The organism is Cellulosimicrobium cellulans, assembly GCF_006539945.1.
GTDB lineage: Bacteria > Actinomycetota > Actinomycetes > Actinomycetales > Cellulomonadaceae > Cellulosimicrobium > Cellulosimicrobium cellulans.
In genome coordinates this window covers 58,164-83,504 of the sequence record NZ_BJNZ01000019.1, presented here as the reverse complement: position 1 = coordinate 83,504, position 25,341 = coordinate 58,164, and the positions used below count along the sequence as shown (strand labels likewise).

The following is a 25,341-nucleotide window of genomic DNA, read 5'->3' as shown; positions in this document are numbered from 1 at the left end:
TGGTGGTCTCGGGTCGGGCTCAGGGCTGAGCTCACGGGTGCTGGAGCGCGCCGGCCCCGCCGGCGGTCACCGACAGGCTGCGCAGCCCGTCCTCCGGCGCGCCGAGCGGAAGCTCGGCCTGCTCGAGGAGGTGCTTGCCGAGCTGGTCGTCGGGCGGCAGCTCGATGGGGTACTTGCCCGTGAAGCACGCCGTGCAGAGCTGGGACGACGGTTGCTCGGTCGCCGAGATCATGCCCTCGGTCGAGATGTAGCCGAGGCTGTCGGCGCCGAGCGACTGCCCGATCTCGTCGGGCGAGAGGCCGTTGGCGATGAGCTCGGCACGGGAGGCGAAGTCGATGCCGTAGAAGCACGGCCACTTCACCGGCGGCGAGCTGATGCGCACGTGCACCTCCGCCGCCCCGGCCTCGCGCAGCATGCGGATGAGCGCGCGCTGCGTGTTGCCGCGCACGATCGAGTCGTCGACGACGACGAGACGCTTGCCGCGGATGACGTCGCGCAGCGGGTTCAGCTTGAGCCGGATGCCGAGCTGGCGCAGCGTGTCCGACGGCTGGATGAACGTGCGTCCGACGTACGCGTTCTTGGTCAGCCCCTGACCGAACGGGATGCCCGACTCGGCGGCGTAGCCCACGGCGGCAGGCGTGCCGGACTCGGGGACGGGGATGACGAGGTCGGCCTCGACGGAGTGCTCGCGCGCGAGCTGGCGGCCCATCTCGACGCGGGCGGCGTGCACGGAGCGGCCGTTGATCGTGGTGTCGGGGCGCGCGAGGTAGACGTACTCGAAGACGCAGCCCGCGCGCTCGGCGGGCGCGAAGCGCTGGGAGCGCAGGCCGTCCGCGTCGATCGCGATGAGCTCGCCGGGCTCGACCTCGCGCACGAACGACGCGCCGACGATGTCGAGCGCCGGCGTCTCGCTCGCCACGACCCAGCCGCGCTCGAGCCGACCGAGGACGAGGGGGCGCACGCCCTGCGGGTCGCGCGCGGCGTAGAGGGTGCGCTCGTCCATGAAGACGAGCGAGAAGGCGCCGCGCAGGCGCGGGAGGACCTCGAGCGCCGTGGCCTCGAGCGTGTGGTCGGCGTCGCCCGCGAGGAGCGCGGTGACGAGCGCCGTGTCCGTGGTGTTGCCGCGCGCGAGCTCGCCGCGGCGCTGGTTCCCGTAGCGCTCCGCGACGAGGTTGACGAGCTCCGCGGAGTTGGTGAGGTTGCCGTTGTGCCCGAGCGCGACGGTCCCGGACGCGGTGGCACCGAGCGTCGGCTGCGCGTTCTCCCACGTCACGCCGCCCGTGGTCGAGTACCGGCAGTGCCCGACGGCGATATGCCCCGTCAGGGCGTTGAGGGCCGTCTCGTCGAACACCTGGGAGACGAGTCCCATGTCCTTGTAGACCAGGATCTGCTCACCGTTGCTGGTGGCGATGCCGGCCGACTCCTGACCTCGGTGCTGCAACGCGTACAGCCCGAAGTAGGCGAGCTTGGCGACCTCTTCGCCGGGCGCCCAGACACCGAAGACGCCACAGGCGTCCTGGGGGCCTTTCTCGCCGGGCATGAGGTCGTGGTTGAGAAGTCCATCTCCGCGGGGGGCCACGTACCTCAGTGTCCCACAGCAGGCGCGCCGGGACCGAAGCGCGAGGTCGTGCGGACGGCCGGGGCGGTACGCGCGCTCGGCGCCGCGCGAACCGCCCGTTCACGGTGGCGTTACGTCGTCCCACCTGTCGGTCAGGGGTTTCGCTGCGTGGGAACGCCACGCTTGAATCTCGACTTACTCGACCGTGACAGTCAAGTATCGCGCGGACTGCCCCGGCCGTCCCGCCCGATCGCTCGATCGGTCACCCGCTCCACCCCTGCTCCACCCCCCTGCTCGACCACCCGCTCCCGGCATCCCGGGACCCCGACGAAGGACGACACCATGCGACGCCTCCGGACGACGATCACCCTCGCGGCTGCCGCGGCAGCCACCGCCCTGGTCCTCACCGCCTGCGCGCCGACCGCCGTCGACGGGTCCCGCGGTGGCGACGCGAGCGGCGACGCGGGATCCGACGTCGAGCCCACGACCCTCTCCCTCGTCGGCTTCGCCGTGCCCAAGGCGGGCAACGACGCCGCGCAGGAGCTGTGGGGCGAGACCGAGGACGGCCAGGGCGTCACGTGGGAGACGTCGTACGGCGCCTCGGGCGACCAGAGCCGGGCCGTCGCCGACGGCCTGGAGGCCGACTACGTGCACTTCTCCCTCGAGGGCGACGTCACGCGTCTCGTCGACGCGGGCCTCGTCGCCGAGGACTGGAACGCGGGCGAGAACAACGGCATCGTCAGCCAGTCCGTCGTCGTGCTCGTGGTGCGCGAGGGCAACCCGAAGAACATCCAGAGCTGGGAGGACATCGTCCAGCCCGGGGTCGAGATCGTCACCCCGAACCCCGGCTCGTCCGGATCGGCCCGCTGGAACATCCTCGCCGGGTGGGGCAGCGTCATCGCGAACGGCGGCTCGGAGGAGGACGCGACCGAGTACCTGCGGAAGTTCTTCACCAACGCCGTGGCACTGCCCGGCAGCGGCCGCGACGCGACCACGGCCTTCACGTCCGGCACCGGCGACGTCCTGCTCTCCTACGAGAACGAGGCGATCCTCGCGCGGCAGAACGGCGAGACGTTCGACTACGTCGTCCCGGACCAGACGCTCCTCATCGAGAACCCGGCCGCGGTGACGGTCGACGCCGACCCGAAGGCGCAGAGCTACCTCGACTTCGTCCTCACGCCCGAGGGCCAGGAGGCGTTCGCGCACGTGGGCTTCCGTCCGCTGACCGGGGACGTCGACTTCGAGGTCGAGGGCGCCAACGACCCGAGCGACCCGTTCCCCACCGTCCCGACGCTCCTCACCATCGCCGACGACTTCGGCGGCTGGTCGGCCACGAACGACACGTTCTTCGGCGACGAGGGCCTCGTGACGAAGATCCAGGCCGAGACCGGGAAGCAGTGACCCGTGTCCTCGACCCTCGCTGAACGACCGGGCCGGGCGGCGCGCGAGCGCGGCCCGGCCCCGGCCGCGTCCCCGTCGCGCCGGGCGCGTCGGACGCCCAACGGCCCCTACCGACTCACCGCGACCTCGGGCCTCGGGCTCGGGGTGGCGCTCGTGTGGTTCTCGGCGCTCGCGCTCATCCCGCTCGTCGCGGTGCTCGTCGAGACGTCGGTCGGCGGCTGGCCCGCCTTCGTCGCCGCCGTCACGCAGCCGCAGACCGCCGCGGCGCTGACGCTCACGGTCACGCAGGCGCTCGCCGTGACCGCCGTCAACGTCATCATGGGCACGCTGATCGCGTGGGTCCTCGTGCGCGACCGGTTCCCCGGCAAGCGGCTCCTCGAGGTGCTCATCGACATCCCGTTCGCGCTCCCCACGATCGTCGCCGGCCTCGTGCTGCTCGCGCTGTACGGACCGTCGGGACCGCTCGGGGTCGACGTCGCGAACACGCGCGCCGCCGTCTTCCTCGCGTTCCTCTTCGTCACGCTGCCCTTCGTGGTGCGCAGCGTGCAGCCCGTGCTCGCCGAGCTCGACCGCGACGTCGAGGAGGCGGCCGCGTCGCTCGGGGCGACCCGGCTCACGACCTTCCGTCGCGTGATCCTCCCCGCGCTCGCCCCGGCGATCACCGCGGGCGCGGCGCTGTCGTTCGCCCGCGCGATCAGCGAGTACGGCGCGCTCGTCCTGCTCTCCGGGAACCTGCCGATGCGCACCGAGGTCGGCTCGGTCCGCATCCTCAGCTACCTGGAGAACGGGCAGCCCGAACAGGCCGCTGCCGTCGCCTCGGTGCTCCTGCTCGTGTCCCTCCTCGTCATCGCGGCGATCCAGCTCCTCCAGCGCAGGGTGGCCCGCCGTGGATAGCTCTCCCTGGGTGCGCCGCACGCTGCGCGCCGTCGTGGTCGTCTACCTCGTGCTGCTCGTGGGCTGGCCGGTCTCGCTCGTCGTGCGCGGCGCGTTCGCGGACGGGCTCGAGACGTTCCAGCGTGCCCTCGCCGACCCGTCCGTCGTCTTCGCGCTCCAGCTCACCGCGGCCGTCGCGGTCCAGGTCGTGCTGCTCAACACCGTGTTCGGCGTCGGCATCTCGATGCTCATCGTCCGGTACGACTTCCCGGGCAAGGCCCTCCTCAACGCCCTGCTCGACCTCCCGCTGTCCGTCTCCCCGATCGTCGTCGGGCTCTCGCTCGTCCTCGTGTACGGCAAGAACGGCTGGTTCGGGGGCGCGCTCGAGGACGCCGGGCTCCAGGTGATCTTCGCGCCGCCCGGCATCGTGCTCGCGACGGCGTTCGTGTGCCTCCCGCTCGTGATCCGTGAGGTCGTGCCCGTGCTCACCGAGCTCGGTACCGACGAGGAGCTCGCCGCGACGAGCCTCGGGGCGAGCTGGTTCCAGACCTTCCGGCGCATCACCCTGCCCGCCATCAGGTGGGCGGTGGTCTACGGCGTCGTGCTCACGCTCGCCCGGGCGCTCGGCGAGTTCGGCGCCGTGAAGGTGGTGTCCGGCAACTTCGAGGGTCGCACCCAGACGTCCACGCTCCTCGTCGAGCAGCGCTACCAGGACTTCGAGCAGGGCACGGCCTACGCGGTCGCGTTCCTCCTCGCGTCCGTGTCCGTCGCGTGCATCGTCGCGGTGACCTTCCTGCGCTCCGACGACGCCGCCGGGCCCCGCGCCCGCCGCACCGCCCGCCCCTCCCCTCGCACCGCCGCCCCCACGGAGGCCGACGCATGAGCATCGAGATCCGCAACGTCCGCAAGACCTTCGGCGACTTCGTCGCGCTCGACGACGTCTCCGTGTCCGTCCCCACCGGGCGCCTCACCGCGCTGCTCGGCCCGAGCGGCGGGGGCAAGTCCACGCTCCTGCGCGTCGTCGCCGGGCTCGAGGTGCCCGACTCCGGCGAGATCGAGATCGAGGGCCGCGACGCGACGAACCTGCCCGCCCGGCGCCGCAACGTGGGCTTCGTCTTCCAGCACTACGCGGCGTTCAAGCACCTGAGCGTCGCGCGGAACGTCGCGTTCGGTCTCGAGATCCGGCGCACGCCGAAGGCCGAGATCGCCGAGCGCGTCGACGAGCTCCTGCGCCTCGTGCACCTCGAGAGCTTCGCGCACCGGCTGCCGTCGCAGCTCTCCGGCGGGCAGCGTCAGCGCATGGCGCTCGCGCGCGCCCTCGCGATCCGGCCGAGCGTCCTGCTGCTCGACGAGCCGTTCGGCGCGCTCGACGCCAAGGTCCGCAAGGAGCTGCGCGACTGGCTGCGCCGCCTGCACGACGAGATCCCGGTGACCACCGTGTTCGTCACGCACGACCAGGAGGAGGCGCTCGAGGTCGCGGACGAGATCGTGGTCGTCAACGAGGGTCGCATCGAGCAGGTCGGCACGCCCGACGACCTCTACGACCGGCCCGCGAACGACTTCGTCATGGGCTTCCTCGGGCCGGTGACGCGCCTCGGCGGCGTGCTCGTGCGCCCGCACGACGTCCACGTCGAGGTGGTGCCCGACGACGCGGGGGGTCGCGGCGCACCGCTCCCGGGTTCCGACGGCGTCCCCGGCACCCCCGCGGGAGCGGGGGGAGCGGTCGCGGGCGTGGTGACGCGGACGACGCGGGTCGGCTTCGAGGTGCGCGCCGAGGTACGGACCGAGGACGAGGTCGTGTCCGTCGTCGTGACCCGTGCGGAGGCGCGGACGCTGGGCCTCGCTCCCGGGGTCGCGGTCCACCTCGCGCCCGCGCAGGGCGCGCCGACGTCCGCGGTCCCGGGGGCCGCCACGGAGGACGCGGCCGTCACCGTCTGACCGCCTGCGAGCACCCCTCTCGCCTATCCTGCCCGCGTGACGTCCTCACGCCTCGACCGCGCTCCTCGTGACCGCGACCGCGACCGAAAGCGGCATCGCCGTGAGCGCGAGGCGTACCGGTTCGTCGAGGTTCCGCCCTCGGTGCGGCTGACCGTGCTCGCGGGCCTCGCCACGGCGAGCGGTGCGCTCCTCACGGGCACCGTGCTGGGCTTCCTCGTCCTGCTGGGCGTCACGCTCATGGGCGGCGAGCTCGTGGAGGGCGGTCGGCACGAGGCGGAGGAGGTCATGCGCACGTCGCTCGGGTGGTGGGTGCTGACCCTGGCCGTCACCACGGTCGCGTTCGTCCCGCTGCGCGCGGCTGCGACGCTCGTGACCGCCGCCGCGCTCGTCGGCGAGGGCCGTCCTTCGACGGACGTCCCGCCGCGGTCGGTGCGGCGACGGCTGACGGAGTCGAACCCGCCCGGCGCGCTCGCCGGCCTGGCATGGACGCTGCTCGTGCTCGCCGTCCTCGCTGGCGGCGTCGTCGCGCCGTTCGCCATGACCGCCGACGACGCCGAGCGCGTGCCCGTGATCGTCGTCTCCGCCGTCGTGGGGGCGGCGGCAGCCGTCGGCCTGGCCGCGCTCCGGGGACTGCGCGCACGCTGGGAGGCCACGCGCGAGCACGTCCGCACGACCTGGGGCACGAACGAGGTGCGCTTCGCCGAGGCGGCCGAGGGCCGCCGTCGTGCCGCGCTCGGGCCGCAGCCCGCGTCGTCGGGTGACACCCGACGTCCGGCACGGAACGGCCGCGCTGCCGCCGTGCTGGGCGGCACCGGCCTCGTGGGCTTCGTCCTGTTCATGGTGGGCGCCACGATGCGGCACCCGCGCAAGTACGGTCCGGACGAGTACTACGGTCCCGTGGGCGAGGCCTCGATCGACGTGCTCGTGGGCGTGGGGGGCGCGCTCGTCGGAGGTGCTCTGCTCGTCGGCGCGGCGTGGCTCCTGCTCCCCGGGTCACGGCGGGGGCGGGAGCGGCGCGCGGCGCTCGACCTCCTGCGCTCCCCCGCCGGGGCCGCACCGCCACCCGACGACGCCGTCCGGGAGCTCCTGTCCCCCTGGTCGCCGCCCGTGTCGCTCGCCCTCGCGTGGCTCGTGGGCGCCGGCCTCGTCACGCCGTCCGTGCTCGCCGGGCTGGCGGGGACCGGGGCCGCGCTCCTGTTCGACGGCTTCCCGTTCGCCCTCGTCGCGCTCACCCTGCTCGCGTCCGCCGCGGGCGCGGCCGTCGTCGTGGTGCTCGACGTGCCCCGGTCGGCACGACGGCGGGCCCAGGTGCGCGAGCGCTGGCACGTCGGGGACGACGGCGCCGCCTGACGCCCGACGCGGGCCGGCCGTCGGCCGCGCGTCAGCGGGTGCGCGTCAGCGCCGCCCGCGCAGGCTCCGCCGGTCCGCGACGACCGCCCACAGCCCCGCGACGCCCGCACCGAGGGCGGCACACGTGACGAGGATGACCGTGAAGTAGACGCCCGGCTTGAAGACCGGCTCGGCGGCGGGCGACTGCAGCCAGGCGCCGCCGAGACCGAGGCCGAGGACCGCGCCGAGCACGATCCCCACCGCGAAGAACCTCCCGTAGCGCGGAGCGCGGCGCACCGTCGCCGGGTCGACGACGTCCTCGACCTCCACCTCGTCGGCGGCCGGCCCGGACGTGGCGGCCTCCCCGCTCCCGGTGGCGGTGGTCTCGGGGGCGACGGTCTCGGCGCCGGTCGCCGGACCGGCGACCGGCGAGGCGGGCGCGTCGGACGGGTCCGGGGCTGCGCCGTCGGGCACGGGGGACTGCTCGGAGCTCACGGCCACGACCCTACCCGCGGTTCCTGGGAGGCCCCGACGCCGTGCGCGACCGCGACGCGAGGGGCCCCGCGTCCGCGCCGGGACGCACCGCGACCCGGGCCGTCGGACGGGACCCGGGTCGCGGGACGCGGCGCCGCCTCGTCGGCGGCGCCGCACGGCGTCAGTGAGGCGTCAGCCGCAGGTCTGCCCCTCGAACGGGACCTCGTACTCCTGCGTCACGCCGTCGAGCGTCGCGGTGACGGTGACCGTCCCGCCCTCGACCGACGTGGCCCGGGTGTTGAACGACTGGTACGCGTTCTTGCCCGGCTGGACGTTCGGGAACCGCTTGGAGCCGTACGGCGTCTCGACGACGACCTCGACCGGGACGTCCTCGCCGTTGGTCGCACGGACCGCGACGTGGACGAACTTGCCCATGCAGCGGGCGGAGGCCTCGAGGTTCTCGAGCACCACCGTCGGGGCCGCGGCCTCGACCGTGACCGGGATCCGCGCGGTCGTGCCGCTCGGCTCCGCCACGACCCACAGGTCGTAGTCGCCCGCCGCGGCGTCGGCCGGGACCGTCGCCGTCAGCGTCGCCGCCCCGCCGGTCACCGTGGCGGTGCCCGCGGGGGTGCCCGGGTTCGCCGGGTCGAACGTGGCGTCCGCCGCGACGAGGTACCCGTCCACCGAGGTGTTCGCCGGCGACCCCAGCGACGTGAGGTTCAGGCCCGAGAGCCCGACGCTCACGTCGGAGCCCGCGGTCACAGGGCCGGGCAGTCCGTCGACCACGACGCGCGAGCGGTCGAACGACGGCGACACCGGCGAGCTCTGCTGCAGGTACGCGATCCACGCGTCCCGGTCGACCAGACCGGAGTCGCGCGGGTCGGTGCCCTGGGTGAACACGCGGAAGTTGTCGCCACCCGTCGCGAGGAACGAGAACGTCGCGACGCGGTACTCGCCCGCGAGGTCGATCGGCTCCCCGTCGATCGTCACCGACGAGACGTTGCTCCCCGGGGTCGCGTTCGGGTCGGCGGTCTCCGCCGTCCACGACACGTTGTCCGAGAGGCCCAGGGCGAGGTACGGACGCGACGGGCGCGTGCCGTCCACGTTCGTCTGCCACTGCTGCTCGAGCATCTCGACGACCTGCTCGCCCGTCAGGGTCACGGTCCACAGGTTGTTGACGAACGGGAGCACCGCGTTGGCCTCGGCGTAGGTGATGACGCCGTCGCCGTTGTGGAAGAGCTCGTTGCGGAGCCCGCCCGGGTTGACGACGCCGATGTCCGCACCGCCGCGCGCCGGGTCGGACAGCGTGGCGAGGAGCGAGTCGGCGACGAGGTTGCCCAGCGTCGACTCCGAGGCGCGGTCGTCACGACCCGTGGTCGGCAGCGGTCCCGAACCGACGTACGTGCCGCCGGGGCCGGTGTAGGAGCCGCCGGAGAACGCCGTCGTGATGTCCGCCGTGACCTCGCCCACCGGCTGCGCCCCGATGACCTCGGCCTGCCTGAGCGCGGCGTCGACGATGGTCTTGACCTCCGCGACCCGCGGGTACGTCGCGACGAGCGTCGCGTCGTCCGTCGTCGTGCGCGCGACGTTCTGCGCCGTGTACGCCGTGACCTCGTGGGTCTCGGTGTCCACGGTGAGCGACACGTGCCCGATGAACTCGCCGTAGTTGCCGGTCTGGACGATCGGGCGGGTCGTGCCCGGGACGCCCGGTACGGGCGCGTCCCACGCGTACTGCTTGTGGGTGTGGCCCGTGAAGATCGCCGCGACGCGCGCGTCGGTCTCGTTGACGATGTCCGCGAAGGCGCCGCCCGCAGCGACCTCTTCATCGAGCGTCGCGCCGTCGGGCGTGCCCGCGGACGCGCCCTCGTGGACGAGGCCCACGACCACGTCGGCCTCGCCGTTCGCCGGGTCGCCGTCCTGGAGCTGGGCGGTGACGCGGTTGAGCGCCTCGACAGGGTCCCCGAAGTCGAGGTCCGCGATGCCCGACGGCGTGACGAGCGTCGGGGTCTCCTCGGTGACGACGCCGACGAAGCCGACGTCGAGACCGTCGATCTCCACGACCTGGTACTCGGGCAGGGCCGGGTTGGTCGTGCCCTTGTCGTAGACGTTCGCGCCCAGGTAGGCCCAGTCGGCCTCGTCGCTCACGCGACCGGTGAGGTCCGCGAAGCCCTGGTCGAACTCGTGGTTGCCGACGGCGGACGCCGCCAGGTCGAGCGCGTTGAGCACGTCGATCGTCGGCTGGTCCTCCTGGAGCGCCGACGCGAACAGCGACGCGCCGATGTTGTCGCCCGCCGAGACGAAGGCCGTCCCCTCGGGGTTGGCCGCGCGCAGCTGCTCGATCGTGCCCGCGAACTTCACGGTGTTGGCGTCGATGCGACCGTGGAAGTCGTTGATCGCCAGCAGGTCGAGCTGCGTCGTCCCCGGCCCGGTCTCACCGAGCTGGAGGCCGACGAGCACCGGGTCGTGGTCGGAGGACCGGAACGGCGTCGTGTCGTAGAGGATCGACGCGTTGTAGTTGTACCGGCTGTACTCGTTGGCGATCGGCTCGACCGAGTTGATGTTCCACACGTCGGTGCTGGTGACGGCGCCGGCCGCGCCGGACGAGGCGAACACGTGGTCGAGCGAGCCGACGTACCCGTCGAACAGGTAGGTGTGCTCGCCGGTCGTCTCGCCGAGGTCCGTGTAGCCCGCGTCCTTGAGGACCTCGAGCGGGTCCTCCTGGGAGTACGAGTTGAAGTCGCCCGCGAGCAGGATCTTGTCCGTGCCCGCGTCGGCCGCGACGTCCTCGGCGAAGCCGACGAGCGCCGTCGCCTGCGCGACGCGCGACGCGTTGAACGCGCCCTGGCCGTCGCCCGAGTCCTCGTCGCCGGGCAGCACGGGCGTGCCGGAGCCCTTCGACTTGAAGTGGTTCGCGACGACGAGCACGTCGTCGCTCGCGGCGTCGTCACCCTCGGATACCCCGCCGACCGGCTGGAACACCTGCGCGAGGGGCTCGCGTGCGTTGACGAACGCCGCGTCGTCGAGCAGGATCCGCGAGTCCCCGACCGGCTCGGCCGCGTCCACCTGGTAGATGTACGCGAGCCGGATCACGTCCTCGTCGTCCGGCAGCGCGGCCGGCGACGGGACGAACGCCCACTCGTCCCCGCCCGCGGACTCGTTGAGCGCGTCGACGAGGTCGGAGAGCGCCTGGTCGCGGTCCTTGCCGAACGGCGTCGAGTTCTCGATCTCCATGAGCGCGACCACGTCCGCGTCGAGCGCGTCGATCGCCGCGACGATCTTGGTCTCCTGGCGCTCGAGGTTCTCCGCGTTCGCCGCGCCGCGGGCGTCACAGCCACGGTTGACCGTGATCGGGTTGCCCGCGCGGTCCGTGTAGTACGTGCAGCCCGTGAGCTGGTCGCCGGTCGTCGTGAAGTAGTTGAGCACGTTGAACGTCGCGACCGACAGGTCGCCCCCGACCTCGGCCGGGGCGTCCTCGCGCGTGTTCGCGAACGTGGCCGGCTGCACGGTGGCGGCGTTCCCGCCGTCACCGGCGGTGAGCTGCGTCAGTGGCTGGAACGTCCACGCGTCGAACCGGTAGTCGAGGATGACGGGCGTCGTGAAGGACACGCCCGCGCCGACCCGCGCCGGCGCCCCACCCGTGAGGTACGGGAGCGGGATGCCCTTGTTCGCCGTGTTGTTGAAGTTGGTCGTCGCCCCGTCGTCGAGCACGACGGCCCGCGCCGCGCGGTCCGCGACCGCGGCCGCGGCCTCCGCGCTGCCCGGGCGCCCGGCCGACGTCGGCTGGACGAACGGGTCCGTGCCCGCCGCGAGCACGAACGAGCCGTAGAAGTTCGTGTCGTAGTTGTCCGCGACGACGTAGTCGCCCGCGGGCTGGACGAGCATGCCCTCGAGCACCTCGCGCGCGGCGTCGGTCGCGGGGAACGCGACGTTCGCGGGCTTGACCGCCTCGGCCGCCTCGTCGAGGACCGTCCAGCCTCCCGTGGCGGGCGTGATCTGGGTCAGCGTGAAGTACTCGGACACCGCACCCGTGACCTCGACGTGGTCGCCGACCTGCACGGCCGCGGCGCCCGCCTTGGAGTAGACGAAGATCGCGTCCGACGCCGTGTGCGAGGCGTCGAGGTCGCCGCCGGTGCCCTCGGTCTGCAGGTAGAAGCCGTCATAGCCGCCCGTGGGGTACGTGGCGGTGACGACGCCGCGCGTCGTGACCGTCTGCCCGACGAGCGGGCTCGCCGCGCCCGTGCCCTGGATGTCCGCGATCGGGACGACCTCGCCCGGCTCGGGGCCAGGGCCGCCGCCGTCGCCGCTGTTCTGCGGGGTGACGGTGCTGGAGAGCGTGAAGTCCTTGCTGTTGTCGTCCGTGTCCGCGAAGCCGGTGCGGTTGATCGACGCCGGCACGTTGTTGGCCGACGGCGCGGGGCTCACGGCGGTCTCGAACGTGTTCGACGTCCCGTAGCCGACGAGGTCCACGACGTTCGCGGCGCCCGCGGCGTTCCCCGCGGGCAGCGTGACCGCCGACGTGGAGCGCACGAGCGCGAGGGTGCCCGTCGTGCCCGACGGGTTGAGGCCTCCGGTCGCGTCCGGCGTCGGCAGCGCCGCGCCGTTCGACCCGTTGGAGCCGCCCTGCACGAGGAAGTAGCCCCCGGGGGCGACCGTGCCGGTCAGCGCCGTGACGCCGGTGAAGGCGCCCGTGCCCGTCGCGGAGCGGTACTGCAACGACATGCCGGAGAGGTCGATCGCCGCCTGCGTGGGGTTGTACAGCTCGACGAACTTGTGGGTGTAGGGGGCGTTGGCGCTGCCGCCGCTCAGGTAGGCCTCGTTGATGACGAGGCCCGACCCGTCGGGCGCCGCGCTCGCGGCGGTGGCCGCCGCGACGGAGAGCGGCGCGGCGAGGGCCACGGTCAACGTGCCCGCCACCACCCTCCGTCGCCGCAGGTGCTGGTGGTCGGTCACGCTGACTCCTTCATCTCGTGCGGACGGCCGGGCAGCAGCCGCTCACGTCCACGAGTCGGACGGGTCGACGCCCTGCCTCCGCAGGACATCGCACCCCACCTGGATGAACGGGCGGTTGCTGCCACGTCACCGTCGCGAGAACGTCGTCGCACGTCGTCGTGCGGCGAGCGCCCGCGCGGACGGCGGCCGGTCATCATCGGACGCTAGCCCTCCGCGTCCCGCGCCGCCAGACCTGGGGCCGAGAACGTTACGCACCGGTAACACGTCCGCCCGTGCCGTCGCGCCCGGAGCAGCACCTCAGCGGGGGCGCGCCGCCTGGAGCGGCAGGAGCCACGAGATGTCGGAGCGCTCGCCCGAGGCCCGGACGCGGCCGTCGGCGACGGCGTCGGCCCACGCGAGCGTGCCGGTCACGAGGCCGAGCCACGTCTGCGGGTCCGTCTCCACGACGTTGGGCGGCGTCCCGCGCGTGTGCCGAGGGCCCTCGACCGCCTGCACCGCGCCCGCGGGCGGCACGCGCACCTCCACGGTGTGCCCCGGGGCTACGTCAGCGAGCTCCTCGAGCGTGAAGCGCACCGCGGTCGTCACGGCCGTGCGGTCGGTGGGGTCGTCGCGCCACGCCGCCAGGGCGAGGCGGCCGGCGGCCGGGTCGGTACGTCGTCGGGCAGGCACGAGAGACAGGCTAGGCGAGCCGACCGCGAGATCGGCGATCCGTGCCGAGGTCGGCGGTCGAGGCTGCCGATCTCGGCACCACCCGCCGATCTCGCTCAGCCGACCGTGAAACGGACGCGACGATCGGCGACCGAGGCCTCGCGCAGCGTCGCGCGGACCGGGTCGCCGAGCGGGAGGTCCGTCCCCTCGACGGGCGCCCGGACGGCGGGGTCGGAGAGGACGACCTGGCCGCGCAGCGCGCCCGAGGCGTCGCCGCCCTCCCGCTCGAGGCGCCGACCACGCTCGCTGTCGTCCTCGACGTCGACGACGACCCCGTCGAACTCCTCGCCCTCGCGCCCGCTCAGCAGCGCCGCCTCGACGACGTCGACGATCGCGCGCTCGTACGACCCCGCGCGCTGGCCCGTGCGCGCCATCGTGCGCGGCAGGCCGGGCAATGCGTCGAGCACCCAGCGCGGGACGTCGTCGTCCGCGCACAGGGCGAGGCAGACCTCGGTGCCGTACCGGTCCACGAGCCTGCGCAACGGCGCCGTGACGTGCGCGTACTCGGCGCCGATCGCGGCGTGGGCGGCGTCGTCGGGCACGCCGGGCTCCTGGCCCGTCCCCCCGAACGCCTCGTACGACGCGCCGCGGAAGAGCGACGTCGCCTCGTTGAGGAAGGCCGCGTGGCGCGGGACGCGCGAGTCGAGGGTCGGCACGAGGTCGGCGTACGCCGTCTCGCGCGGCCAGTCGATGCCGAGGGCGCGCGCGGTGCGCCGCAGACGCGCGAGGTCGCGCGGGTCGGCCTCCGGCAGCGCGCGGAAGACGCCGACCCCGCCCGCACGCATGAGGCGAGCCGCCGCGATCCCCGTGAGCAGCGAGATCTGCGCGTTCCACCCCTCCGCCGGGAGGGTCGAGCGGAACGCGAGGCCGAACGTGCCGTCGTCGAGCGGGACGATCTCCTGCTCGGGGACCTCGAGCGACACCCCTCCCCGCTCGCGCTCGCGCGCGAGCCGCAGCTCGCCGACCTCCCGGAGCAGGAGGAGCGCGGCGCCTCCCGCGTCCTCGGAGCCGCCCGCGTCGATCGCGGCCTGGGCCTCGTCGTAGGTGAGCCGCCGCGTCGACCGCACGACGGCGCGGCGCACCGTCGCGTCGAGGATCTCGCCCCGCGCGTCGAGCACGACGCGCCACGCCGCCGCCGGGCGCTCCTGGTCCGGCAGGAGGCTCGCCGCCCCCTCGGAGAGCACCGCGGGGTGGAGCGGGGTGCGGCCGTCGGGCGCGTAGAGCGTCGTCCCGCGCTCGTGCACCTCGACGTCGATCGCCCCGCCCGGCGCGACGAACGCGCCGACGTCGGCGATGGCGTAGTGCACCACGAAGGCCGCACCCGCGGGAGCTGCCGGGTCGTCCCCCGCCCGCTCGAGGTGGAGCGCCTGGTCGAGGTCCATCGACCCCGGCGGGTCGATCGTCACGAACGGCACGTCCCGCAGGTCGACACGACCGTCGCCGACGACGGCGCCGCCGTCACGGACGACGGCCTCCGCCTCGGCGAGCACCGCGGCGGGGAACGACTCCGGGACCTCCATCTCGCGGCGCAGCGCCGCGAGCGCGCCGGTCACGGTGGCGGCCGGGTCCACGGAGGGCGTCGGCGCAGAGGACTCGGCGGGGCGCACGAGGCGCAGATGACGGGCGGGCACGAGCCCGACCCTACCCACCCGCTGCCCGGCCGTCTCCCGCCCGATCGCCTCCCGGGTCGTCGCGACCACGGGGTCGGGGACGACGGCACGCGTGGAGGGGCGCGCGGGCCAGGGCATCCGACAGACCTGGCCCGCGCGACGGGTACGCGCCACCACCGACGCGTACGACGGGAGGCGCACCCGCCGCCCGGATCGAGCGGGCGGCGGGTGCGCCGGTCTCACATGCCGCGTGTGCCGAACCGGTCGCGGTCGGCGCCGTCGCCCGACCCCGCCGCGGCCGCCGCAAGCTCGCGGCGTACCTCCTCGCGCAGCCTCCCGTGGTTCTGCGGCTCGGGCGCCGCACCGAGGAGCAGCTGGGTGTAGTCGTGCTGCGGGTCGAGGATCACCTGGTCCGACGGGCCGCGCTCGACGACGTTCCCGCGGAACATCACGAGGATCTCGTCGCTGAAGTGCCGCGCGGTCGCGAGGTCGTGCGTGATGTAGAGGACCCCGAGGTTCTCCTCCCGCTGGAGGCGGGCCAGCAGGTTGAGGACCCCGAGCCGGATCGACACGTCGAGCATCGACACCGGCTCGTCGGCCACGAGGAAGCGCGCGCCCGGCGCGAGCGCCCGGGCGATCGCGACGCGCTGGCGCTGCCCGCCCGACATCTCGTGGGGCTGCTTGGCCGCGAACACGGGCGCCGGCGTGAGGTTCACCCGCTCGAGGAGCTCGTGGACCCGCGCGTCGAGCGCCTGCCGTCCGCGCGCGACCTTGTGCAGGCGCAGCGGCCGCTCGAGGTGGTGGGCCACCGTGTGGAAGGGGTTGAGCGACGCGAAGGGGTCCTGGAACACCATCTGGACGTCGTGCCGGTAGGCGTCCAGGCCGCGGCCACGGGTCGCGGACGGCTTGCCGTCCAGCAGGATCTCGCCCGACGTCGGCGTCTCGAGCTGGGCGATCATGCGCGCCACCGTCGACTTGCCCGAGCCGGACTCGCCGACGACCGCGATCGTCTTGCCGGGCTCGAGCGTGAACGACACGTCGTTCACCGCGCGCAGGCGCGTGCGTCGCAGGCCCTTGCGGATCGAGAAGTCCTTGACCAGGCTGCGGACCTCGAGGGTGCTCATGCGTGCGGTCCTTCCTGGCTCTCGCCGGTGCCCTCGCCCGTGCGGACGAACGAGCCGCGGTCGCCGGTGAGGCTCGGGAACGAGCCGAGCAGACGGCGCGTGTACGGGTGCTGGGCGCCCTCGAAGATCGACTCCGCCGTGTCGATCTCGACGATCTCGCCACGGAGCATCACGGCGATGCGGTCGCTGATCTCCAGCAGGAGCGGGAGGTCGTGCGTGATGAACACGACGGCGAACCCGAGCTGCTCGCGCAGGCGCATGATCTCGCGCAGGATCCCCCGCTGGACGACGACGTCGAGGGCCGTCGTCGGCTCGTCCATGATCATGACCTGCGGGTCGAGCGCGAGCGCCATCGCGATCATGACGCGCTGGCGCATGCCGCCCGACAGCTCGTGCGCGTAGCTGTCGAGGCGCAAGGGGTCGACTCCGACGAGCTCGAGGAGCTCCGCGGACCGGGTCGCCCGGTCCTTGCGCGACATCCCGGGCCGGTGGGTCTTGAGGACGTCCCCGAGCTGGTCGCGCACGCTGATGACCGGGTTGAGCGAGTTCATCGCGCCCTGGAACACCATGGAGACCTTGTCCCACCGGAACGCGCGCAGCGCGTCGCCGGAGAGCGCGACGACGTCGACGTCGCCGCCGTCCTGGTCGTGGAACGTCACCGTCCCGGACGTGAGGAGCGCCGGGGGCTTGAGGAGGCGGTTGATCCCGTACGCGAGCGTCGTCTTGCCGCAGCCCGACTCGCCCGCGAGACCGAGGATCTCGCCGCGGTGCAGGGTGAGCGACACGTCCTTGACGGCGTGGACGACCGGCTCGACCTCGTAGTCGATCGAGACGTGCCGCGCGGTGAGCACCGGCTCCTTGCCGACGAGGTAGGCGGCGTGGCCCTCGCTGGTCAGCGGCCCGGTGGCCGTGGTCGTGGCGGTCATGCGCCCACCGTCTCCTTCGCGTCGTCGGGGACCGCGTCCGCGGCGAGGCCGGCCTTGCGGGCCTTGCGCACGCTCTTGACCGCGGCCGGGCCCAGGCGCAGCCGGGGGTTGATGATCTCGTCCAGGCTGAAGTTGACGAGCGCGAGCCCGCAGCCGAAGAGCGCGATGAGCAGGCCCGGGGGGACGAACCACCACCACATGCCGAGGCTCAGCGCGTTGTTGGCGCTCGCCTGGTTGAGGATCGTGCCCCACGTGATCGAGCCCGACGGGCCGAGCCCGAGGAACGACAACCCCGCCTCGGCGAGGATCGCGAGGAGCACCGCGCCGAGGAACTGCGCCGTGAGGAGCGGCAGGAGGTTGGGGAAGATCTCCACGAGGATGATCCGCGGCGTCTTCTCGCCCGCCACGCGCGCCGCGGACACGTAGTCGCGCGCGCGCAGCGACTTGGCCTGCATGCGGAGCACGATCGCCGCACCGGGCCAGGCCGTGAGGCCCAGGATCACCGCGACGACGAGGAGGGACCGCGTCTGGAGGTAGGCCGAGATGACGATGATCAGCGGCAGGCCCGGGATGACGAGCATGATGTTCGTGACGAGCGAGAGGGCCTCGTCGGTGAACCGCCCCCGGTAGCCCGCGACGATGCCGAACACGATCGATAGCACGAGCGCGATCGCGCCGGCGACGAGACCCACCATCAGGGAGCCCTGCCCGCCGTACGCGACCTGGGCGAAGATGTCGTTCCCGATGTGGTTGGTGCCGAGCAGGTGCTCGGTGCTCGGCGGCAGGAACCGTGGGTTCGCCGTGGATCGCGGGTCCTGGGTGAAGAACGGCGCGACGAACGTGAACAGCAGGATGCCGGCCACGAGGACGATCCCGGCGGTGAGCTTGCCGGACCGGCGCGGGAGCATCGCGCGCAGGCCACGGCGGGCGGGCGCGGCGGGCGCGTCCTGGTCGAGCGCCGCGGGGACGTCCCGGACGTCGGGGACGATCCCCTCGGTGGTCGTCGCCGGTGCGAGGCCGTCGACCACGACCGTGGCGGCGGGGGCCGCGTCGGCGGCGGGGGTCACGATCTCCGTGTCGCGGGTGTTGTCAGACATTGGCGCGCGCCCTCGGGTCGATGAGTCCGTAGATGATGTCCATGAGGAAGTTCGCCGCGAGCACGGCGAGCGTGATCACGAGGAACGTGCCCTGCATGAGCGCGAAGTCGCTCGCCTGTACCGCGTTGAACAGGAGCTTGCCCAGACCCGGGTAGCTGAAGACCTGCTCCATGACGACCGACCCGGCCACGACGAACCCCAGCGCGACGCCGAACCCGGCGAACGACGGGAGCGCGGCGTTGCGCGTCGCGTAGGTGATCGCGACGCGCATCCGGCGCAGGCCCTTGGCCTCGGCCGTCGTGACGTAGTCCTCGGACAGCGTGGACACCATCATGTTGCGCATCCCGAGCAGCCAGCCGCCCACCGACGAGAGCACGATCGTCAGCGCGGGCAGGAACCCGTGGTAGATCACGCTGCCGACGAACGCCCACGACCACTCGGGGCCGTTGTCGAAGCCGAAGATGTCGTAGCTGCCGATCCGCGGGAACCACCCGGTCGTGACCGAGAAGACGGAGACGAGGATGAGGGCGAGCCAGAAGTAGGGCACCGCCTGGAGGAGCGTCGACGCGGGGATGATGCTGTCCACCCACGTGCCACGCTTCCAGCCGGCCCACGCCCCCAGCCCGACGCCCAGGACGAACGAGATGATCGTCGCGAGTCCCACGAGCCCGACCGTCCAGGGGAGGGCCTGGCCGATCAGCTCGGTGACGGGCTGGGGGTAGTAGGTGATGGAGATCCCGAGATCTCCCTGGAACAGGCGCCCCCAGTAGTCCACGTACTGGTCCCACAGGGAGGCGTCGCCGTCCGCGCCGAAGAGGAGGTCGATGCTGTTCTGCATCTGGGGCGTCAGCTCGCCGCCCTTGCGCAGGAACTTGTCGATGAAGATCTGCTTGGGGTCACCCGGCATGAGCTTCGGGATGAGGAAGTTCAACGAGACCGCTGCCCAGAGGGTGATCACGTAGAACGTGATCCGTCGTGCGTAGTACCTCATGTCGCGAGTCCCTCGTTCCTCGGTCCTCCTCGTCGGCGCGGTCGCATCAGCTCGCCGGCTCGAGCTTCGAGAGCACGACGCCCAGCGAGACCGTGCTCCAGGACGGCGGGAAGGCGTAGAGGTCGTCCTCGGTCGGCCAGCCCGTGAAGTCCTTCGTGTCCATGAACGTCTGCGAGGCGTTCACGACCACCGGGATGTAGGGCAGGTCGCGGACGATCTCCTCCTGGATGACCGCGTACTGCTCCTGCTTCGCGGCCTCGTCGTTCGTCGAGGCGGCCGCCTCGACCGCGGCGTCGACCTTCGGGTTGGTGTAGCGCACGTAGTTGAAGAGGCCGGACTCCATGACCTCACCGACGGGTCGGGTGTAGTCCGTCGTCATCCACTGGCGGTAGATGCTGAACGGGTCGTCGAGGGACGGGCCCGTGATACCGCCGACCATGAGCTGGTAGGTGCCCGCGACGCGCGCGTCCGACATCTCCTGCTGCGTGACCTTGTTGTGGACGATCGCGATGCCGGCGGCCTTCGCCTGCTCGACGAGCAGGTCGCCGACCGCGTTGTAGTCGTTCCAGCCGTCGACCGTGATGAGGGTCAGCTCGACCTTCTGGCCGTCCTTCTCGTAGATGCCGTCCGCACCCCGGGTGTAGCCGGCGTCCTCGAGGACCTTCGACGCGGCCGCGGCGTCGGCGGTCTGCGGGCTCTCCGCCTCGACGTCGGGCGAGATCCAGCGGTCGTCACGGCCGAGCAGCGCGAACGTCGGGGACGCGGTCGCGGCGAGGCCGGCGAACGCCTTCTCGTTGATCTCGGTGCGGTCCATGGCGAGGTTGATCGCCTGGCGCACCGCGACGTCGGTCTGCGGGCCGGTGCAGCCGAGGTCGACCGACACGCACGTGTAGATCGTCGTCGGGTCCTGCGGCGTGTTGATCATGCTCAGGCGGCCGTCCGCGGTGATGCGGTCGGGGTCGGCCACGAACATGGCAGTCCAGTCGACCTTGCCCGTGGTCATGAGGTCCTCGGCGCTCTGGTTCGCGTCGATGCCGAGGTAGCGGACCTTCTTGACCTGGGGCGCGCCGTCCCAGTAGTCCTCGTTCGCGACGACCGTGTAGGCCGCCTCGGTGACCGCGTCTGCCTTGAACGGACCGGTGCCGACCGGGTCCTCGTTCGCGAACGTCACGAGGTCGTCGACCTCGGACCAGATGTGCTCCGGCACGACGAGCGACGTGCCGAGGAGCTGGACCTCGGACGTGAACTGCGGGGAGTCGAACGTCCACCTCACGGTGTACGGGTCGACGGCCTCGACCGAGACGACGAAGTCGCGCTGGGCGGCCTCGTTGGTGTGCGAGAAGACGACGTCGTCGGCGTCGAAGGCCTCGCCGTCGGTCCACGTGACGCCCTCGCGGAGCTTCACCGTGAGCTCGGTGCCGTCCTCGGACCACTCGAACGACTCACCGAGGCGGGGCTCGGGGTCGCTGGCCTGGGCCTTGTTGTAGTAGAAGAGCGGCTCGTAGATCGCGCCGTTCGCCGCGTGCAGCGGGTTCGGCGAGTACGGGTTGAAGTTCGCGACGATCGGGGTCTGCGTCCCGGCCCAGACGTTGAGCGTGCGCCCACCGTCCGCGGTCTCCTCGCCGTCGCCGTTCCCGGAGCCGGAGCAGCCCGCCGCCATGAGGGTCACGCCGGTCACGAGCGCAACCGCCGTGAGCAGACGCTTGCGCGCCGTGCTTCGAATCATCATCGGTCCTTTCGCATGGACGACGCGTCCTCGCGTCGTTCGTCGTGCGCCCTGGGGCGTGTGGCAGGAACACTAACTAATCGATCCGGCCTCGCCGATGAATACGACAGGAAAGTTACCTAACTGAGACATCGCGGCTCTGGGGCCTCGTGAGAAGAGCGACGGCCGGCCCCCGTGTCGGGGACCGGCCGGGCCAGGACGACGCCGGGTCGCGGCGACGTGGGCGCGTCGCGGGGCGCTGGCGGGCGCTCCGGGAGCGGAGGGGTGTGGCTACCGCGCGGCGCGGAGCGCCGCGCTCGCCGCCGCGGCGACCTCGGGGTCCGTGACCTCGTAGCCGGCGTCTCCACCACCTCCGGGACCGGCGTCGTCCGCGACGACGCGCTTCGCGGAGAGGTGCACGGCGTCCACGCCTGCGGCCACGAGCGCGCCGACGTCCCGGGGCTGCACTCCCCCACCGGCCATGACCTGGACGCGGCCGGTCAGGGGTCCGCGGGCGTGCGCCGACATGGCGCGCAGGCGCTCGACGCCGTCGATGCTGCGCGCCGCGCCACCCGACGTGAGCACGCGCACCACGCCCGCGCCGGCGAGCGCGTCGAGGGCCGCGAGCGGGTCCGCCACGACGTCGACCGCGCGGTGGAACGTCACCTCGCGGCCGTCGGCCGCCGCGACGAGGGCGCGCACGGCGGCGACGTCCACGACGCCGTCCGGGGTCAGCGCGCCGACCACGACGCCTGCCGCACCCGCCGCGACCGCTGCCCGGACGTCGCGAACCTGCACGTCGAGGTCGACTGCCGAGAGGACGAACCCTCCCGGGCGCGGCCGCACGAGGACGTGCACCTCGACAGGCGCACGGCCCGCGGTGTCGGCGGCCGCCACGACGGCCGCCTCCACGAGGCCGGCGCTCGGCGTGAGCCCGCCCGTCGCGCCCAGGCCGACGCACAGCTCGACCCGCCGGGCGCCCACGGAGGCGGCCACCCGGACGCCGTCGGGGTCCTGCACCGCGAGCTCGAGCACGACGTCGCGGCCCGCGCGCACGGCAGGGCCCTCGGGGTCGGTGGTCGTCACTGCGCTCTCCCGTCGTCCGGTCCGACGGCCGTCACGTCGCGCGGCGTGCGCGACGGCGGCCGTCGGCCAGGGTAGACGACGGTCAGATGACGCCGAGCGCGAGGATCGCGTCGGCGACCTTGGTGAAGCCCGCGATGTTGGCACCGAGCACGTAGTTCCCGGGAGTGCCGTACTCGTCGGCCGTCTCGACGCACCGGTCGTGGATGCCCGCCATGATCTGCGCGAGCCGCTCCTCCGTGTACTCGAACGACCACGAGTCGCGCGACGCGTTCTGCTGCATCTCGAGCGCGGAGGTCGCGACGCCGCCGGCGTTCGCGGCCTTGCCGGGTGCGAACAGCACGCCCGCGTCCTGGAGGAGCGCGACGGCGGAGGGCGTCGTCGGCATGTTGGCCCCCTCGGCGACCGCGACGACGCCGTTCGCCACGAGCTGCTTGGCCGCGCTCTCGTCGAGCTCGTTCTGCGTCGCGCACGGCAGCGCGACGTCGCACGGCACGTCCCAGATGGAGCCGTCGGTGACGACGCGCGCGCCCGGGCGGCGGGCCGCGTAGTCGGCGACGCGGCCGCGCTCGACCTCCTTGATCTGGCGCAGCAGCTCGAGGTCGACCCCCGCCTCGTCGACGACGTAGCCGGAGGAGTCGGAGAAGGCGACGACGTTCGCACCGAGCTGCTGGGCCTTGGCGGTCGCGTAGATCGCGACGTTGCCGGAGCCCGAGACCACGACGCGCCGGCCGTCGAGCTCCTGCCCGCGCGTCTCGAGCATGCTCTGCGCGAAGAGCACGGTGCCGTAGCCCGTCGCCTCGGTCCGCACGAGCGAGCCGCCCCACGAGATCCCCTTGCCCGTGAGGACGCCGGACTCGTAGCGGTTGGTGATCCGCTTGTACTGGCCGAACAGGTAGCCGATCTCGCGGCCGCCCACGCCGATGTCACCGGCCGGGACGTCGGTGTTCTCACCGATGTGCCGGTACAGCTCGGTCATGAACGACTGGCAGAACCGCATGACCTCGCCGTCGGAGCGGCCGCGCGGGTCGAAGTCGGACCCGCCCTTGCCGCCGCCGATCGGCATGCCCGTGAGCGAGTTCTTGAAGATCTGCTCGAAGCCGAGGAACTTGACGATCCCGAGGTAGACCGACGGGTGGAACCGCAGGCCGCCCTTGTACGGGCCGAGCGCCGAGTTGAACTCGACCCGGAAGCCGCGGTTGATCTGCACGCGGCCGGTGTCGTCCACCCACGGGACCCGGAAGATGATCTGGCGCTCGGGCTCGCACACGCGCTCGAGGACGGCGGCCTCGACGTAGCGCGGGTGCTTGCGCAGCACGGGACCGAGCGAGTCGAAGACCTCGCGCACGGCCTGGTGGAACTCGGCCTCGCCGGGGTTGCGACGCAGGACCTCGTCGTAGACGGACTGCAGTCGGCTGTCCATGGGTACTCCTCGTCTGGGCGGAAACTCCTGCTGACGGTACGCCTGTGCCAGAAGTTCCCGTACCGCCGTCTCACTCCCTGCGCACCCGGAGACGTCGCGCAGGGCACCCACGGACGACACAACCGTCCACCCACTGAGAAACCCGATCGATCTGGTGCAGTTTTCGCGGAGCCGCTGCTATACCCGTCCCCAGGTCACGAGCACCAGCGCCAAGCCCCGGCTCGCTGGTCGGCAACCCCCTGTCACGGCGGGGTGCTCCGGGAGATGACCAGGCCGCGCACGACCGGTCCCGCGCCCGCGGGGCGGCCGCGCGGCAAGCGTGATCGACGACTACTGCGAGGTGCACATGACCCACCGCTCCCTCTCCCCGACGGTCCTCGCCGTCTCCGGCAACCCGCGCCCCGGCTCGCGGACGCTCGGCGCCGCCGAGACCGTGGCGCACCGCGTCGCCGCCCTCCTCGGCACGGCCGACGTCTCGACGATCGACCTCGCGGCGTTCGCCACCGAGATCCTCGGCCCCGAGCGCCCCGCCGCGGACGCCGCGCGCGACCGGCTCGCCGCGGCGACCGTCGCCGTCGTGGCGACCCCGGTCTACAAGGCGTCGTACACCGGGCTCCTCAAGGCGTTCCTCGACCTGTACGGCCCGGACGGGCTCGCGGGCGTCGTCGTCGTGCCGCTCGTCGTGTCGGGCAACCCCGCCCACGCGCTCGTCGGCGAGGTGCACCTGCGGCCCGTGCTCGTCGAGCTCGGCGCCGTCGTCCCGACCCGCTCCCTCACGCTCACCGAACCGCAGCTCGCCGACCTGGGCCCGGTCGTGGACGCGTGGCTCGCCCGCGAGGGCGACGCGCTGCGCCGCGCCGCGACGCCGCTCTCCGGGGTGGACGGCGGCGACCTGCCGCCCGCCGACCAGGCCGTCGCCGACGCGTTCGCGGGGGTGGCCCGATGACCGCCGAGCTCACCCACCTGGAGGCCCTCCTGGCGGAGCAGGACGAGCCGCAGCTCTCCCCCGACGAGTACAAGTCCGTGTTCCGCGGCCACCCCGCCGGGGTCGCCGTGATCGCGCTCGAGCACGACGACCGCCTCGTCGGGTTCACCGCGACGTCGGTCATCTCCGTCTCGGCCGCGCCCCCGCTGCTCGCGTTCTCGCTCGCGTCGACGTCGTCGTCGTGGCCCGCGGTCTCCGCCGCGCGGACGCTCACGGTGAGCTTCCTCGCCGACCACCAGGACGACGTCTCGGCCCGCTTCGCCACGAGCGGCATCGACCGGTTCGCGGACGGCGGCTGGTCCCGTCTCGACACCGGCGAGCCCGTGGTCGACGGCGCGCTCTCCTGGGTCCGCGGCCGTGTCGTGCAGCGCACGCCCGTCGGCGACTCCTACCTCGTCTCGCTGCGGGCGCTCTCGTCGAGCGTCGGCAGGGGCGCCGGCCCGCGACCCGAGGCGGCCGGCACACCGTCGCCTCTCGTCTACCACGACCGCACCTACCACCGGATCGGGGACCACTCGGCGCTCTGAGCGCACGCGACGGGACCACGGGCGAGGGGCCCGACGGCGGACGCACCGCCGTCGGGCCCCTCGCCCGTCCCGCGCCGCCCCTCACGGGCGGACCGGTCACCAGCTCCAGCCGCGCGCGCTCAGCTCGAGCTCCTCGCGGAACCGCTCGTCGTCGCCCGTGCGGAACCCGGCCCGCAACGGCGCGTCCTCGACCGTGAGGCCGGTGAGCCGGCACGCCTCCCGGAGCAGCGCGTCGTACGCGCCCTGGACCGCGAGGTAGTGGTGGGCGCGGGCATAGACGTCCGGGTCCGCCTCGATACGCCGCATCTCCGCGGCGAGCTCGCTCAACCGCACCTGGAGCGCGAGCGTCGCGAGCGGGTCGGGGGGCGTCGGGCGGCGGCGCAGCAGGTGCGGCCGGCTGGTCGTCCGGTGGCTCGGGGGCCGGCCGGCGCGCAGCACCCACCACGCGGCGGCGGCCGTGCACGCCGTCGCGCACCAGATCATGAGCAGCCACGACATCGGAGCCGACCTCTGCGCGGGGAGACCCACAGGACCTCTCCAGTCTAGGCCCGTGTTCCGTCCCGAGCGATGGGTCGCTCGCCCTCGCCCCTGTCCTGCCGACGCGGGTCGGGCGTACGCGGAGCGCCGACGACGTGCCGC

General features: G+C 73.1%; 20 protein-coding genes and 1 riboswitch. Of the genes, 7 read left to right on the top strand and 13 right to left on the bottom strand.

Annotated elements, in window-relative coordinates:
• Positions 1 to 31 precede the first annotated feature (31 nt).
• Positions 32 to 1,579 (bottom strand): amidophosphoribosyltransferase, encoded by a 1,548-nt coding sequence (gene purF, locus CCE02nite_RS14215; RefSeq protein WP_141390276.1) that lies wholly within the window; start codon positions 1,577 to 1,579, stop codon positions 32 to 34.
• 321 nt (positions 1,580 to 1,900) lie between these two features.
• On the opposite strand from purF, the gene CCE02nite_RS14210 reads away from it, so the two are divergent.
• Genes CCE02nite_RS14210 through CCE02nite_RS14190 form a run of 5 tightly spaced genes read left to right on the top strand, consistent with a single transcriptional unit; the run spans position 1,901 to position 7,120 of the window.
• A complete protein-coding gene (locus tag CCE02nite_RS14210; RefSeq protein WP_141390275.1) occupies positions 1,901 to 2,959 on the top strand; it encodes a sulfate ABC transporter substrate-binding protein in 1,059 nt (352 codons plus the stop codon).
• Positions 2,960 to 2,962: 3 nt separating this feature from the next.
• Positions 2,963 to 3,853, top strand: a complete 891-nt coding sequence (gene cysT, locus CCE02nite_RS14205; RefSeq protein WP_141390274.1) for a sulfate ABC transporter permease subunit CysT — start codon at positions 2,963 to 2,965, stop codon at positions 3,851 to 3,853.
• The gene (locus tag CCE02nite_RS14200) at positions 3,846 to 4,715 is read left to right on the top strand and encodes a sulfate ABC transporter permease (protein WP_141390273.1); all 870 of its coding nucleotides are present in this window, start codon (positions 3,846 to 3,848) and stop codon (positions 4,713 to 4,715) included. The genes cysT and CCE02nite_RS14200 overlap by 8 nt, the downstream gene beginning before the upstream one ends.
• A complete protein-coding gene (locus tag CCE02nite_RS14195) occupies positions 4,712 to 5,770 on the top strand; it encodes a sulfate/molybdate ABC transporter ATP-binding protein (RefSeq protein WP_141390272.1) in 1,059 nt (352 codons plus the stop codon). The genes CCE02nite_RS14200 and CCE02nite_RS14195 overlap by 4 nt, the downstream gene beginning before the upstream one ends.
• Before the next feature lie 36 nt (positions 5,771 to 5,806).
• Positions 5,807 to 7,120 carry a hypothetical protein gene (locus tag CCE02nite_RS14190; RefSeq protein WP_141390271.1) on the top strand — a complete coding sequence of 438 codons (1,314 nt, stop codon included), beginning with the start codon at positions 5,807 to 5,809 and terminating at the stop codon, positions 7,118 to 7,120.
• 45 nt (positions 7,121 to 7,165) lie between these two features.
• Here CCE02nite_RS14190 and CCE02nite_RS14185 read toward each other — a convergent pair whose 3' ends face one another.
• From CCE02nite_RS14185 to gdhA, 11 genes are all read right to left on the bottom strand, one after another.
• Positions 7,166 to 7,594 (bottom strand): hypothetical protein, encoded by a 429-nt coding sequence (locus CCE02nite_RS14185; RefSeq protein ID WP_141390270.1) that lies wholly within the window; start codon positions 7,592 to 7,594, stop codon positions 7,166 to 7,168.
• Positions 7,595 to 7,765: 171 nt separating this feature from the next.
• Positions 7,766 to 12,523, bottom strand: a complete 4,758-nt coding sequence (locus CCE02nite_RS14180) for an ExeM/NucH family extracellular endonuclease (RefSeq protein WP_255318873.1) — start codon at positions 12,521 to 12,523, stop codon at positions 7,766 to 7,768.
• A 297-nt stretch (positions 12,524 to 12,820) separates the two neighbouring features.
• Positions 12,821 to 13,192, bottom strand: a complete 372-nt coding sequence (locus CCE02nite_RS14175; RefSeq protein WP_141390269.1) for a sterol carrier family protein — start codon at positions 13,190 to 13,192, stop codon at positions 12,821 to 12,823.
• 95 nt (positions 13,193 to 13,287) lie between these two features.
• Positions 13,288 to 14,979 (bottom strand): RNB domain-containing ribonuclease, encoded by a 1,692-nt coding sequence (locus tag CCE02nite_RS14170; protein WP_141390268.1) that lies wholly within the window; start codon positions 14,977 to 14,979, stop codon positions 13,288 to 13,290.
• Positions 14,980 to 15,080: 101 nt separating this feature from the next.
• The gene (locus CCE02nite_RS14165; RefSeq protein WP_141390267.1) at positions 15,081 to 15,965 is read right to left on the bottom strand and encodes an ABC transporter ATP-binding protein; all 885 of its coding nucleotides are present in this window, start codon (positions 15,963 to 15,965) and stop codon (positions 15,081 to 15,083) included.
• Positions 15,962 to 16,891 carry an ABC transporter ATP-binding protein gene (locus CCE02nite_RS14160; protein ID WP_141390266.1) on the bottom strand — a complete coding sequence of 310 codons (930 nt, stop codon included), beginning with the start codon at positions 16,889 to 16,891 and terminating at the stop codon, positions 15,962 to 15,964. Before CCE02nite_RS14160 ends, CCE02nite_RS14165 begins: the two co-directional genes overlap by 4 nt.
• Positions 16,888 to 17,988: an ABC transporter permease gene (locus tag CCE02nite_RS14155; RefSeq protein ID WP_141390265.1), complete on the bottom strand. Its 1,101-nt coding sequence runs from the start codon at positions 17,986 to 17,988 to the stop codon at positions 16,888 to 16,890. The genes CCE02nite_RS14160 and CCE02nite_RS14155 overlap by 4 nt, the downstream gene beginning before the upstream one ends.
• Entirely contained in the window at positions 17,981 to 18,979 is a 999-nt protein-coding gene (locus CCE02nite_RS14150) for an ABC transporter permease (RefSeq protein ID WP_141390264.1), read from the bottom strand. Before CCE02nite_RS14150 ends, CCE02nite_RS14155 begins: the two co-directional genes overlap by 8 nt.
• A 46-nt stretch (positions 18,980 to 19,025) precedes the next feature.
• Positions 19,026 to 20,705 carry an ABC transporter substrate-binding protein gene (locus CCE02nite_RS14145; protein WP_141390263.1) on the bottom strand — a complete coding sequence of 560 codons (1,680 nt, stop codon included), beginning with the start codon at positions 20,703 to 20,705 and terminating at the stop codon, positions 19,026 to 19,028.
• A gap of 270 nt (positions 20,706 to 20,975) precedes the next feature.
• A complete protein-coding gene (locus tag CCE02nite_RS14140) occupies positions 20,976 to 21,770 on the bottom strand; it encodes a copper homeostasis protein CutC (protein WP_255318872.1) in 795 nt (264 codons plus the stop codon).
• An 82-nt stretch (positions 21,771 to 21,852) separates the two neighbouring features.
• Positions 21,853 to 23,190, bottom strand: a complete 1,338-nt coding sequence (gene gdhA, locus CCE02nite_RS14135; RefSeq protein ID WP_141390262.1) for an NADP-specific glutamate dehydrogenase — start codon at positions 23,188 to 23,190, stop codon at positions 21,853 to 21,855.
• 192 nt (positions 23,191 to 23,382) lie between these two features.
• Positions 23,383 to 23,480: riboswitch (SAM riboswitch) on the top strand.
• 56 nt (positions 23,481 to 23,536) lie between these two features.
• Between gdhA and CCE02nite_RS14130 the strand changes: the two genes are divergently transcribed.
• Both CCE02nite_RS14130 and CCE02nite_RS14125 read left to right on the top strand, forming a co-directional pair.
• Positions 23,537 to 24,136: an NADPH-dependent FMN reductase gene (locus CCE02nite_RS14130; RefSeq protein WP_141390261.1), complete on the top strand. Its 600-nt coding sequence runs from the start codon at positions 23,537 to 23,539 to the stop codon at positions 24,134 to 24,136.
• Positions 24,133 to 24,702, top strand: a complete 570-nt coding sequence (locus CCE02nite_RS14125) for a flavin reductase family protein (protein ID WP_141390260.1) — start codon at positions 24,133 to 24,135, stop codon at positions 24,700 to 24,702. Before CCE02nite_RS14130 ends, CCE02nite_RS14125 begins: the two co-directional genes overlap by 4 nt.
• 96 nt (positions 24,703 to 24,798) lie before the next feature.
• Here the strand turns inward: CCE02nite_RS14125 and CCE02nite_RS14120 are convergent, their stop codons facing one another.
• On the bottom strand, positions 24,799 to 25,200 hold the full coding sequence (locus CCE02nite_RS14120) for a hypothetical protein (protein WP_255318871.1): 402 nt from the start codon (positions 25,198 to 25,200) through the stop codon (positions 24,799 to 24,801).
• Positions 25,201 to 25,341 lie beyond the last annotated feature (141 nt).

What these genes read in the sequence shown, in the direction of transcription:
- CCE02nite_RS14150 (WP_141390264.1), bottom strand. Translation starts at nt 18,979, where the DNA reads ATGAGGTACTACGCACGACGGATCACGTTCTACGTGATCACCCTCTGG.
- CCE02nite_RS14165 (WP_141390267.1), bottom strand. Translation starts at nt 15,965, where the DNA reads ATGAGCACCCTCGAGGTCCGCAGCCTGGTCAAGGACTTCTCGATCCGC.
- CCE02nite_RS14155 (WP_141390265.1), bottom strand. Translation starts at nt 17,988, where the DNA reads ATGTCTGACAACACCCGCGACACGGAGATCGTGACCCCCGCCGCCGAC.
- CCE02nite_RS14130 (WP_141390261.1), top strand. Translation starts at nt 23,537, where the DNA reads ATGACCCACCGCTCCCTCTCCCCGACGGTCCTCGCCGTCTCCGGCAAC.
- CCE02nite_RS14160 (WP_141390266.1), bottom strand. Translation starts at nt 16,891, where the DNA reads ATGACCGCCACGACCACGGCCACCGGGCCGCTGACCAGCGAGGGCCAC.
- CCE02nite_RS14125 (WP_141390260.1), top strand. Translation starts at nt 24,133, where the DNA reads ATGACCGCCGAGCTCACCCACCTGGAGGCCCTCCTGGCGGAGCAGGAC.
- CCE02nite_RS14170 (WP_141390268.1), bottom strand. Translation starts at nt 14,979, where the DNA reads ATGCCCTGGCCCGCGCGCCCCTCCACGCGTGCCGTCGTCCCCGACCCC.
- CCE02nite_RS14195 (WP_141390272.1), top strand. Translation starts at nt 4,712, where the DNA reads ATGAGCATCGAGATCCGCAACGTCCGCAAGACCTTCGGCGACTTCGTC.
- CCE02nite_RS14145 (WP_141390263.1), bottom strand. Translation starts at nt 20,705, where the DNA reads ATGATTCGAAGCACGGCGCGCAAGCGTCTGCTCACGGCGGTTGCGCTC.
- gdhA (WP_141390262.1), bottom strand. Translation starts at nt 23,190, where the DNA reads ATGGACAGCCGACTGCAGTCCGTCTACGACGAGGTCCTGCGTCGCAAC.
- CCE02nite_RS14120 (WP_255318871.1), bottom strand. Translation starts at nt 25,200, where the DNA reads ATGTCGTGGCTGCTCATGATCTGGTGCGCGACGGCGTGCACGGCCGCC.
- CCE02nite_RS14210 (WP_141390275.1), top strand. Translation starts at nt 1,901, where the DNA reads ATGCGACGCCTCCGGACGACGATCACCCTCGCGGCTGCCGCGGCAGCC.